Source organism: Nostoc sp. ChiQUE02, assembly GCF_034531305.2.
In the GTDB taxonomy this organism is placed as follows: Bacteria; Cyanobacteriota; Cyanobacteriia; order Cyanobacteriales; family Nostocaceae; genus Nostoc.
Map to the genome: position 1 here is coordinate 118,154 of NZ_JAVRBN020000002.1, position 12,274 is coordinate 130,427.

At 44.7% G+C, this 12,274-nt stretch carries 11 protein-coding genes; 8 read left to right on the top strand and 3 right to left on the bottom strand.

Going from position 1 to position 12,274, the window contains the following annotated elements:
- The first annotated feature begins 198 nt into the window (after positions 1-198).
- From RM347_RS02620 to RM347_RS02650, 7 genes are all read left to right on the top strand, one after another.
- Positions 199-525, top strand: a complete 327-nt coding sequence (locus RM347_RS02620) for a HesB/IscA family protein (RefSeq protein WP_322717945.1) — start codon at positions 199-201, stop codon at positions 523-525.
- A gap of 133 nt (positions 526-658) precedes the next feature.
- A complete protein-coding gene (gene rpsL / locus RM347_RS02625) occupies positions 659-1,042 on the top strand; it encodes a 30S ribosomal protein S12 (RefSeq protein WP_012410236.1) in 384 nt (127 codons plus the stop codon).
- A gap of 577 nt (positions 1,043-1,619) precedes the next feature.
- On the top strand, positions 1,620-2,090 hold the full coding sequence (gene rpsG / locus RM347_RS02630; protein ID WP_229465239.1) for a 30S ribosomal protein S7: 471 nt from the start codon (positions 1,620-1,622) through the stop codon (positions 2,088-2,090).
- Between the two features lie 137 nt (positions 2,091-2,227).
- Complete coding sequence (gene fusA / locus RM347_RS02635; RefSeq protein ID WP_322717946.1) at positions 2,228-4,306, top strand: elongation factor G; 2,079 nt, start codon at positions 2,228-2,230, stop codon at positions 4,304-4,306.
- A gap of 23 nt (positions 4,307-4,329) precedes the next feature.
- Positions 4,330-5,559 carry an elongation factor Tu gene (gene tuf / locus RM347_RS02640; RefSeq protein ID WP_322717947.1) on the top strand — a complete coding sequence of 410 codons (1,230 nt, stop codon included), beginning with the start codon at positions 4,330-4,332 and terminating at the stop codon, positions 5,557-5,559.
- A 183-nt stretch (positions 5,560-5,742) separates the two neighbouring features.
- Positions 5,743-6,060, top strand: a complete 318-nt coding sequence (gene rpsJ / locus RM347_RS02645; RefSeq protein ID WP_008232935.1) for a 30S ribosomal protein S10 — start codon at positions 5,743-5,745, stop codon at positions 6,058-6,060.
- 176 nt (positions 6,061-6,236) lie between these two features.
- Positions 6,237-6,884 carry an LON peptidase substrate-binding domain-containing protein gene (locus tag RM347_RS02650; protein ID WP_190892871.1) on the top strand — a complete coding sequence of 216 codons (648 nt, stop codon included), beginning with the start codon at positions 6,237-6,239 and terminating at the stop codon, positions 6,882-6,884.
- 124 nt (positions 6,885-7,008) lie between these two features.
- Here the strand turns inward: RM347_RS02650 and pheA are convergent, their stop codons facing one another.
- Entirely contained in the window at positions 7,009-7,884 is an 876-nt protein-coding gene (pheA, locus tag RM347_RS02655; protein WP_322717948.1) for a prephenate dehydratase, read from the bottom strand.
- Between the two features lie 468 nt (positions 7,885-8,352).
- Here pheA and RM347_RS02660 point away from each other — a divergent pair, with 468 nt between their 5' ends.
- Positions 8,353-8,940, top strand: coding sequence for a DUF1997 domain-containing protein (locus tag RM347_RS02660; protein WP_322717949.1), 588 nt, complete (start codon positions 8,353-8,355; stop codon positions 8,938-8,940).
- 8 nt (positions 8,941-8,948) lie between these two features.
- Here RM347_RS02660 and RM347_RS02665 read toward each other — a convergent pair whose 3' ends face one another.
- Both RM347_RS02665 and RM347_RS02670 read right to left on the bottom strand, forming a co-directional pair.
- Positions 8,949-9,626, bottom strand: a complete 678-nt coding sequence (locus tag RM347_RS02665) for a ribonuclease HII (protein ID WP_322717950.1) — start codon at positions 9,624-9,626, stop codon at positions 8,949-8,951.
- Between the two features lie 8 nt (positions 9,627-9,634).
- Positions 9,635-11,776, bottom strand: coding sequence for an Rne/Rng family ribonuclease (locus tag RM347_RS02670; RefSeq protein ID WP_322717951.1), 2,142 nt, complete (start codon positions 11,774-11,776; stop codon positions 9,635-9,637).
- Positions 11,777-12,274 lie beyond the last annotated feature (498 nt).

Sequence of the window (12,274 nt, forward strand, 5' to 3'; positions counted from 1 at the left end):
TTGTGCAAACCGTCTTTGGTAGACATTGCACCCCAGAAGTCCCTACCTAGTTAAGGTGGGGACTGAAGCATCTTAGTGTTATAAATGTAGTAATAGCGATCGCGCTTATGCCTTCGGTAATTTGGAATTTTGCACAAGCGAGGGTCAACCCATCTGTAAAATAGAAGATGGGCTATTCAATTGCAAAAAACGAGTTCCATGATTCATCTGAGTCAAGCAGCCGCGAGTGAGATTGGGCGAATAAAGTCCAAGCAGCAGCCAAATGTCTTGTTTCGATTGGCAGTAAAACCAGGTGGTTGTTCCGGGTTATTTTATGATATGTCCTTCGATGAAGCAATAAAAGTTGGCGACCAGGTTTTCGACTTGGATGAGATTCAAGTAGTCATAGATGACGCAAGCTTAAATTACCTCAACGGTTTGAGGGTGGATTATTCAGAAGACTTAATGGGTGGTGGTTTTCGCTTCCACAACCCCCAGGCGATCGCTACCTGTGGCTGTGGCAATTCCTTCTCCTTGAGTCATTAGTGATTGGTCATTGGTCAAGAAAACAAATGACCAATCACTAAGGAAAAATAACAATTGACATAAAACCGTAAAAAACGATATAATCAGGATTTGTTAAAACTTAGACCATAAGCAGCTTTACGCGCTGTAACTCATGCCAACAATACAGCAGCTAATACGTAATGAACGCGAACAAGCGCGTCAGAAAACCAAGTCCCCTGCTCTGAAACAATGTCCCCAACGTCGGGGAGTCTGTACCAGAGTATACACGACCACACCCAAAAAGCCTAACTCAGCTCTACGTAAAGTAGCAAGAGTAAGACTTACATCTGGATTTGAAGTTACAGCTTACATTCCAGGTATTGGTCACAACTTACAAGAACACTCAGTTGTGATGATTCGTGGTGGTCGGGTTAAGGATCTACCAGGCGTGAGATACCACATTATCCGTGGCACCCTAGATACAGCCGGAGTCAAAGACCGCAAGCAAGGCCGTTCCAAGTATGGAACCAAGCGTCCCAAAGAAGCGAAAAAATAGTATTAGACGATTAATCGCATCCAACACGATTAATCGTCTAACTTACTTAAAAGCGCTGAAGGACAAGAGCGATTGCCGCCTATGTTTTAACAGCAGTTATGAAGGCTGCTAAAGTCCATCTCAAAAAATCAAGCAAGCTACACCTACACTAAGCGAGAAAGTGTAGAAGTTCTGAGGAGAAGGCTGTAACCGACAGCAGAATTCTCATCTGGACATTAATGTTTATAATCTTGTCGCCTTGAGTATTTAGTTGCAGGTAGCAAGTCAAACAATTTTAGATTTGCGATTTGCGATTTTGGATTAGTCGAACCCACAAGGGGATGAGGCTTACAGACTTTTTATTTTTTCTGACCCCTGTGGTCAAAACATCTACCAAAAACTCTTAATCCAAAATCCAAGTTGCGCTGGAAGTGCACCAAAGGTGCGACCAAAATCCAAAATTGGCAGTCAACTAGGTCAGTCTTGCTGCAACGGTCGAAAAAAATTGAGGAAGTCTGAGGGTTGGGTTCCACCGCTTTTAGTTTCCGGTGTCTGATAGCATATAATTTCGTTGCCAATTCCGAATTAAAGGTGAAGTATGTCTCGTCGTGGTGTTATTCAAAGGCGCCCAGTTCCGTCTGACTCCGTATATAACAGTCGCCTTGTGAGCATGATTATCAGGCGGATCATGCGTCATGGCAAGAAATCACTTGCCGCACGCATTGTTTATGATGCATTGAAAACTATTGAGGAACGCACTGGTAGCGCTGCCTTGGAAACCTTTGAAAGAGCAGTGCGAAATGCCACGCCTTTAGTAGAAGTAAAAGCTCGGCGAGTTGGTGGAGCAACCTACCAAGTACCAATGGAAGTGCGTTCAGAACGGGGCACTACCCTAGCACTGCGTTGGTTAGTGCAATATTCCCGCTCTAGACCAGGCCGGACAATGGCAAGCAAACTGGCAAATGAGTTAATGGATGCTGCCAACGAAACTGGAAATGCCATTCGCAAACGGGAAGAAACGCACCGGATGGCGGAAGCTAACAAAGCATTTGCACATTATCGTTACTAAGTAGAAAAGCGATATATCGCCCTCCCGAAGCGGTATATCGTAGATTTACAAAAAAAGACGGTTTTCCGTAAAAGTATAGAATCTTAACAAAGAGTAATATACAAGATATCATGAGGCAAAAATTATAGGAGGTAGCTGTGGCACGTACGATCCCGCTAGAGAAAGTACGCAACATTGGTATTGCGGCGCATATAGATGCGGGCAAAACAACAACAACAGAGAGAATATTGTTTTACTCTGGGATAATTCATAAAATTGGCGAAGTTCATGAAGGAACTGCCGTCACAGACTGGATGGAGCAGGAGCGGGAGCGGGGAATTACCATTACTGCCGCTGCTATCAGTACCAGTTGGAAAGATCATCAAATTAACATTATCGATACTCCGGGTCACGTAGACTTCACAATTGAAGTTGAGCGTTCCATGCGCGTGTTGGATGGTGTAATCGCAGTATTTTGTTCTGTGGGCGGCGTGCAACCGCAGTCCGAGACAGTGTGGCGTCAAGCAGAGCGCTACAAAGTTCCTCGGATAGCCTTTATCAACAAGATGGATCGCACTGGAGCGAACTTTTATAAAGTTCACGAGCAAATCCGCGATCGCCTGCGGGCGAATGCGATCGCCATTCAACTACCAATTGGTAGCGAAAACGACTTCCAAGGTATTGTTGACCTAGTACGGCAGCGTGCGTATATTTACGCAAACGATCAAGGAACTGATATCCAGGAAACCGATATCCCGGAAGAATTGCAAGCACTGGTAGAAGAACACCGCACCAAGCTAATAGAAGCGGCGGCAGAAACAGATGATGCTCTAATGACTAAGTACTTCGATGGCGAAGAACTTACAGAACAGGAAGTTCGTACTGCCCTGCGTAAAGGCACAATTGCGGGGACAATTGTACCAGTACTTTGCGGTTCAGCATTCAAAAACAAAGGCGTGCAGTTGATGCTAGATGCCGTTGTAGATTACCTGCCAGCGCCAAGTGAAGTGCCGCCAATTCAAGGCATACTGCCGAATGGCGATACTGTTGAGCGGCGGGCTGATGACAACGAACCCTTAGCGGCTCTGGCATTCAAGATTATGGCTGACCCTTACGGTCGCCTCACATTTGTTCGCGTTTATTCTGGTGTCCTGAAAAAGGGCAGCTACGTTCTCAACGCTAGTAAGAATAAAAAAGAACGGATTTCCCGCTTAGTTTTAATGAAGGCAGATGACCGACAAGATGTCGATGAACTGCGAGCGGGTGATTTGGGAGCAGCTCTTGGATTGAAAGACACCTTGACAGGTGACACAATCTGTGATGATGCATCGCCAGTAATTCTGGAATCCCTATTCATTCCTGAGCCTGTAATCTCGGTGGCGGTTGAACCCAAAACTAAGAACGATATGGACAAGCTGTCCAAGGCTCTGCAATCTCTCTCAGAAGAAGACCCCACCTTCCGTGTCCACGTCGATCCGGAAACAAATCAAACCGTGATCGCAGGGATGGGAGAACTCCACCTAGAAATTCTAGTAGACCGGATGTTACGAGAATTCAAAGTGGAAGCGAATGTCGGTGCGCCGCAAGTAGCTTACCGCGAAACGATTCGGAAACGTGTCTCCAAAGTGGAAGGCAAGTTTATCCGTCAAAGCGGTGGTAAAGGTCAATACGGTCACGTTGTGATCGATTTGGAACCAGGAGAACCCGGTACTGGCTTTGAATTCGTCTCCAAAATTGTTGGCGGTACAGTACCTAAAGAGTATATTGGTCCCGCAGAACAAGGAATGAAAGAAAGCTGCGAATCCGGTGTCTTGGCTGGATATCCTTTGATTGACGTTAAAGCGACGCTAACTGATGGGTCATACCACGATGTAGACTCCTCGGAAATGGCTTTCAAAATCGCTGGCTCAATGGCGATGAAAGAGGCTGTGCTGAAAGCTTCACCCGTCCTCTTAGAGCCTATGATGAAAGTTGAAGTTGAAGTTCCCGAAGATTTTATTGGGAACGTCATTGGCGACCTCATTGCCCGCCGAGGGCAGATTGAAAGCCAAAGCACTGAACAGGGACTTGCTAAGGTCGCATCCAAAGTTCCACTGGCGACCATGTTTGGCTACGCCACTGATATCCGGTCCAAAACGCAAGGTCGGGGTATCTTCACGATGGAGTTCAGCCACTACGAAGAGGTGCCTCGCAGCGTAGCTGAAACTATCATTGCAAAAAGCAAAGGGAACGCTTAGTTAAAATAAGGAAATGAGCATTCATGGCACGCGCAAAGTTTGAACGGAATAAACCCCACATAAATATCGGTACTATTGGCCACGTTGACCACGGTAAAACCACGTTAACAGCAGCCATCACCCTGACATTGGCAGCTCTTGGTCAAGCTATAGCTAAAGGCTACGATCAAATCGATAACGCGCCAGAAGAAAAGGCACGGGGTATTACCATCAATACCGCTCACGTTGAGTATGAAACCGAAAATCGGCACTATGCTCACGTAGACTGTCCTGGACACGCTGACTATGTGAAGAACATGATCACTGGCGCTGCCCAGATGGATGGAGGCATCCTTGTAGTAGCTGCTACCGATGGGCCTATGCCCCAAACTCGCGAACACATTCTGTTAGCAAAACAGGTGGGTGTTCCCAGTCTGGTTGTATTCTTGAACAAAGAAGACTTAATGGATGACCCAGAACTCTTGGAACTAGTTGAACTAGAACTAAGAGAACTGCTTTCTAGCTATGATTTTCCTGGCGATGATATCCCTATTATCAAAGGCTCTGGTCTGCAAGCTCTCGAAGCAATGACCAAGAATCCTAATACCAAAAGAGGTGAAAATCCTTGGGTAGACAAAATCTACGAATTGATGGATGCTGTGGATTCTTTCATCCCCACTCCTGAGCGGGATGTTGATAAGCCCTTCCTGATGGCTGTAGAAGACGTGTTCACCATCACAGGTCGTGGTACTGTGGCTACTGGACGGATTGAACGCGGGAAAGTTAAGGTTGGCGATACTGTCGAGCTAATTGGTCTGAAAGACACTCGTAGTACCGCTGTCACCGGGATTGAGATGTTCAAGAAGAGCCTCGAAGAAGGTCTGGCTGGAGATAATGCGGGTGTACTACTGCGTGGTCTCAAAAAAGAAGATATCGAGCGCGGTATGGTGATAGCCAAACCAGGTTCAATTACACCTCACACTCAATTCGAAGGGGAAGTGTATGTCCTAACAGAAAAAGAAGGTGGTCGTAAGACTCCATTTTTCTCCGGCTACCGCCCCCAGTTCTACGTACGGACAACCGATGTAACTGGTACTATCAAAGCCTTCACCTCTGATGATGGCAGCGAAGCAGAAATGGTGATGCCAGGCGATCGCATCAAGATGACAGTAGAATTGATCAACGCGATCGCTATTGAACAAGGAATGCGCTTCGCTATCCGCGAAGGTGGTCGCACCATCGGTGCTGGTGTCGTCTCCAAAATTCTCAAGTAGCACCTTTTTGCTCATAACAAAGGAGCAGAGATGGTATTTATTGTGCCTCTCTGCTCCTTTCTCTTCCCTCTATAAATAAGGTAATAGGTTACAGGGGACAGGTGATAGTTTTCTGTAACCTATAACTTGTAACCTTTAACCTGTAACTACTCCCCTAATTACGCAGAACCTGGAAAATTAAAGATGGCAACTCTACAGCAGCAGAAGATTAGAATTCGCTTACAGGCTTTTGACCGACGCCTATTAGATACATCTTGCGAGAAGATTGTAGACACAGCTAACCGCACCAACGCTACAGCCATAGGCCCAATTCCTTTACCAACAAAACGCCGGATCTATTGTGTGCTGCGATCGCCTCACGTAGATAAAGATTCACGGGAACACTTTGAAACCCGTACTCATCGCCGGATTATTGACATTTACCAGCCCTCTTCTAAGACTATTGATGCCCTGATGAAATTGGATCTACCATCAGGTGTAGATATCGAAGTCAAACTTTAATTAGTCATTGGTCATTTGTCATTAGCAAATGACATTGGTATGAATTTTTACATAGCCCTGAAGAAATATATCTCAGGGCTTTTATTTAGCTAGGAAACAAATGATAGAATGTAGACAAAGTACGGGAAAAGCAGAGAAAAATAAATTTTAAAGATTAAGTTTATACCAAGATAACAATGACATCATCTTCTAAAATTGCAGTTCGCGAACTACCTCTGTTCCCGTTACCCGAAGTAGTTCTGTTTCCTACCAGGCCATTACCCCTGCACATCTTTGAATTTCGCTACCGAATCATGATGAACACGATTTTGGAAAGCGATCGCAGGTTTGGTGTTTTAATGTTCGATCCAGTTAAAGGTACAATTGCAAATACTGGTTGCTGTGCCGAAATCATTCATCACCAACGTCTGCCAGATGATCGGATCAAGATGTTGACTTTAGGGCAGCAAAGATTTCGTGTGTTAGAGTATGTTCGTGAAAAGCCATACCGCGTTGGCTTAGTAGAGTGGATTGAAGACCAACCACCAACGAAAGATTTGCGACCTTTATCTTCAGAGGTAGAACAACTACTGCGAGATGTTGTGCGTCTATCAGCCAAATTAACCGAACAAAATATCGAACTGCCAGAAGATTTGCCTGATTTACCAACAGAGCTATCTTATTGGGTAGCTAGTAACCTTTATGGTGTCGCAGCAGAGCAGCAATTATTGCTAGAAATGCAAGATACTGCAACTCGTCTAGAGCGGGAAGCAGAAATTTTAACCTCTACTCGTAATCATTTGGCAGCTCGCGCTGTTCTTAAAGACACATTTAATGAAAAGTAATGAGTAGAGACGCGATTAATCGCGTCTGTACAGCAGTTAGGAGTTAGGAAGAAATAACAAAAAATAAAAGATTGACAACTTATAATTTATAGTCCCTAGCTGATAACTGATAACTCCTAACTTCTCAAGTAAGAGCGCTGATCGGCAAAATATTATAAGCGCCAAGAATTTTTAAAATCTCTGTGTGCATAGTTAATTCTACTAAAGCAGATTGCATTTGTGCTTCCTTGGCATCCGCTTCTAAATCCATGAAAAACAAGTATTCGCCTAGCGAGCGCTTCGTCGGACGAGATTCAATCCGGCTGAGGTTAATCCCTAGTTGAGCAAATATTTGCAAAGGTTTGACCAATGCTCCGGGTGTGTTGGCAGGCATACTAAAAGCCAGCGATGTGTGACTGGCACCTGTTGTTAATGCCTGATATCCAGCGATCGCTTCACCCTGACTTGCTACCCAAAAACGAGTAAAGTTTTCTGGATAGTCGTTAATACCACTAGCAAGTATCGGCAGGTTGTAGAGTTGAGCTGCCCTACTAGAAGCGATCGCTGCTGTTGTTGTCTCTTGCTCTAATCGCTGTAGTGCTTCGGTTGTAGAATTGCTGGGAATAATCTGTACAGTCGGGAGAAACCGCTCTAACCATCCCTGGCATTGTGCCAAAGCTTGCGGGTGAGAGTAAACAGTTTTAATTTTATCTAAGCTAGACGCACAGGAAATTAACATATGGGCAATGGGTAATACCAAAGCCAACTGAATTCGCAAACTGTCCAACTGCCAAAGTGTATCCAGTGTTGTCGTAACACTCCCTTCAATAGAATTTTCCACTGGTACAACAGCCAACTGGGCTTGACCATCAGCAACGGCGTGCAGTGATTGGGAGATGGTAGGATAGGGGCATAAGATAGCTTTAATTCCCGTACTTCTGCTTAACCAATTGACATAAAAAACAGCTGCTTGTTCTGCGTAAGTGCCGGGAGGTCCTAAATGTGCGATCGATAAAGTCATGCCTTTAGCCTTGAGTTGCGAGTTTAATGCGTAAACAGAGATTATGATATTTTGACTTTGGTAAATACATCCAAGATTTACTTTTACTAAACACTGCCATCTCTAAAATTTACTCACTCAACGAATAGACGGAAATATGTATCCAGAAAAACAAGTTATGGAAATCAGTACTTCTACCAGATAGATTTCCTGGCAGTTTTTTTGGTAAATTCCTCTAAAGATTTAAGAGCAATTATATTGGATTCTGACCAGACAACGATGCATATTCTTAATTTTGTGTCAAGAGTTAAATCCTAATCTATATTTCTTGAACTAAAGATAGTAATGAGAGTAGCAACTTTTTGCTAATCATGTATAGCTGATAAGCAACAATCATTTTTATGATCAATAAATTTTGTACTTTTCTAATAATCAGAACTAAGTTGTTAAAAAATATTAAAATTAAGAAACAGATATTTTTATCCGCTCATGGCTACCCGGTTTACTGCCTCGCAATCGGTTGAAATCGCTGTTCCAGAGCAGCCTATTCCCATTCAGCACTACTTACGTCAGCCTCAACGTCTGGTTAAGGCTTTGGTTGATAATAGCCGGATTCAGCAGGTTTCTGAGGAAGTATTTCGCTTGAAAATGCGTCCCTTGACTTTTATGTCATTAAGTATCCAACCTACTGTCGACATGAGAGTCTGGGCAGAATCAAATGGAATAATTTATTTGCGATCGCTAGGCTGTGAAATCCTGGGTTTCGAGTATATTAACCAGCGTTTTGCTCTCAATTTAAAAGGGCATTTGTCTCCCAAAGAGTCTAGCACTGGCACTCGTCTCCAAGGAAGGGCTGATTTAGAAGTCCTGGTGGATTTGCCACCGCCATTTTCCTTCACTCCTAAGCCGATTTTAGAAGCTACTGGCAATGGTTTACTTAAAAGTGTGCTGTTGTCGGTCAAGCAACGATTATTAAATCAACTTTTGGCGGATTATCGCTACTGGGTGATATCACAAACTAAAGATAGAGGACTTGATGCAGACAGTACTGAATTGCCAATCCTGAATGCTGAGTAATTATTTAATCACTCAACACTCAGACGTTTGATTTGGCAAGGACGAAAAGACTGACGATGTAGGGGCGAGGGCCCGTATTGTTGTAAAGCCAGCAAATGCCGCTGGCTACCATAACCCTTATTACCTTCCAGGTTATACATAGGGTATTTTAATGCTAGACGCAGTACTAGTTCGTCACGCCAGACCTTAGCGACAATACTAGCAGAGGCAATAGCGAGCGATCGCTCGTCCCCTTTGACTATTGTTTGTTGCGGCAGTAGCAAGTCTTTAATTGACTGATTGCCGTCAACCAAGCAAAGTGCAGGCTGTACCTTTAACTTCAGCACAGCCCGCTTCATTGCTAACAGTGTCGCTTGCAAAATATTTATCTTGTCGATTTCGGCAGTAGAAGCAAACCCAATTTTCCAGTCTATAGCTAGCCCACAAATTTGCTGTGCTAGCTGAATTCTCCGAGAACTAGACAACTTTTTACTGTCTTTAATTTTTGCTGCTATCAGTATTGGCAAAGCATGATCTGGTAGGATCACTGCTGCCGCCACCACAGGACCAAATAAAGCACCTCGCCCTACTTCATCCACACCTGCAACCAACCCTGGAATCCCTGACAAGGTAGAAAACTCCAGCCAACTGGATTGTTCTAAAGGCGTTGGCGACCAAACAGCAGCGGCAGTTGGTGTCTCTACCATAAAGCAAATTAATTATCCTCAATTGCCGAGGAACGACGGCGGCGACGACGGCTGGCAGTGGCACTGCTATTAGCTTCAGTTTCATCAGCGATCTCGTTCGCGGCAGCGGCTTTTGCAGACAAGCGTCCCGAAGGATTCACAATCAACTCTGATGGTTCAGTTGTCTCTTCTATCAAAGATTTTTGTTCTGGTTCAATAACTTTTGGTGTCGGTATCTTGCTTGTGGTTATTTCAGGTGTTGCTTTTTGCGGAATAGCGGTTATTTCAGGTGTTGCTTTTTGAGCAATAGTTGATTCTGAGGTTGATTCAGTTGGAGTCGTTGGCAATTGACCAGGCTGAATCACATTAATAATCACAGACTTGGTATTTTTAACCTCTTGCTCTAACTTCACCAAGGGAGATATTCCCATCAAGGCAAACATATCCTGTTCTTGAAGGCTCATTTCTACAGTTCTAATCTCCGGTGGTTCTACCACTGGTTTGACTGGCTCTGCCTTGGTAATTTTAGTGCGCTCTACTCTTTCACTCCAACCTGGTTTACCAAGGGTGGGTGAAGGTATCTCTGGTGCAACTCCTAGTTCTGGTTCTACATCAAGGTCTAAGTCTGGCTCATTGGCAAAAGCCAGTGGATTGGGAACAACCCGAGCTTCATCTTTCCCGTTTAACCCATTGATGCCAATTCGACTGCGGCGAGTGCGAGTACGACGCTTATTATCAAGTTCTTGATAACTAGGATGATTGATCAGATTTAGGTTACTCAATTCCGAGTCACCTTCAAATGCTTCCCCAAACCCATCATAGGTTTCTCGTGGTTCCGGGATGCGGGCAGATGGTTGACGTGGTTCTCGATGAGGCAGGGATACAAAACGCTCACGCTCTGGTGTTTCTGCCGGTATTGGCAATCGGTTTTCGATTTCTCCAGGCAGACGCACGGTATGCCCTAAACCGCCACAGGTGGGACAAGTTTCACCAAACAATTCGTAAATATTTTGACCCTGGCGTTTGCGGGTTAGTTCTACTAAACCCAGTTCGGTGAGTTGGGCAATCTGGGGACGAGCTTTGTCTGCTTTGAGTGCTTTATTAAAGTGTTCGAGAACTTGCAGTTGGTCACGTCGCGATTCCATATCAATAAAATCAACGACGATCACCCCGGCGATATTCCGCAGACGCAACTGGCGAGCAATTTCTGTTGCAGCTTCGCAGTTTGTCCACAAAACTGTTTCTCTGGCTGTTGCCGATCGCGTGAAGGAACCTGAGTTAACATCGATTACGGTTAATGCCTCTGTCGGCTCGATGATGATGTAACCTCCAGAAGGTAGGTCTACTCTAGGTTTCAGGGCTTCTCGAATAGCGGCACTAATACGGAAGTACTCTAAAATTGGGGAGCGATCGCGGTGATGGTCAATCAACAATCCCTGCGGTGTTTGACCTCCACTCCAATTCTGCAAGTACTGTTTCACGCGCTTCAAACCAGTACTGGAATCCACGACAATCCGATTTACATCCGCGCCGTACATATCCCGCAATACGCGCTGGATAAAGTCATCGTCCCGGTTGAGCAGTGCTGGAGCACGGGTGGAATGCGCTTCCTGCTGAATGGCCTCCCATTGCTTTTGCAGCACCTCCAAATCTTCCATAATCGCTTCTTCGGGTTTGCCTTCGGCTTCTGTACGCACCAGCAAACCCATTCCCGCCGGCTTGACCAAAATCGCCAGTGCTCGCAAGCGGTTGCGCTCACTTTCACTTTTAATCCGTCGGGATAAATTTACGCCCCTACCATAGGGCATCAGTACTACGTAGCGTCCGGGTAAGGTGATATTACCCGTGAGCCTGGGTCCTTTTGTCCCCGTTGGCTCTTTCATTACTTGCACCAAAACTTTCTGCTGTGGTGCTAGTAGTTCTGTGATTGCCGCTGCGGTACGCTTTAATTTTAATGGTCCTAAGTCAGTGACGTGAATAAAACCGTTGCGCTCTGGGTCGCCAATATTGACAAAAGCCGCATCTATCCCAGGCAATACGTTTTCTACTACTCCTAAGTAGATATCACCTATTTGGTGATGACCTGTAGCAACAACAAGTTCCTGTATTTGATCTTCAGAAAAAACCGCAGCAATTTGGTGCTGCTCCGCGATGATAATTTGTTTTGGCATTCAATTTCCTCAAAAATTGGCAGCACTTACAGGTCTGGAGGTTTGTTGTATCAAGTCCGGTTAATTACTTATAATTCAAAACTCTCCGCGTCTGGGCGTCAGTTCTCATTAACAGTGTTTTTCCGGTTTGATATTATACTTTTGCTGCCCTCACAACCCTCAAAAGGCGCTACTGATAATAAAAATCGCAAACCTGAGCTTCTAAGTTAAATAGCTATTGGTGCTCTTGAGAGCATTTCCACGGCTGATTATTCCAGAACGGCTGCATATTGTTTAAGCAATTAAATCAACCATCCGTGGTTGATTTGTGATGCAATACCCTCAATCAAGAGAGTTCTGAGTTGAAAGTTCTAAATCCTGAGTGAGCATTTAAACTCAGGACGCTTCATTTGAGAGTAACCTACTGAATTCGTTAAGAAAAAGAAACTATTTCTATTTTCCATTCCCCGGATTTATCCTTAGGGTTATACTCAGCAACGCCAGTTGCTACCCTACCTT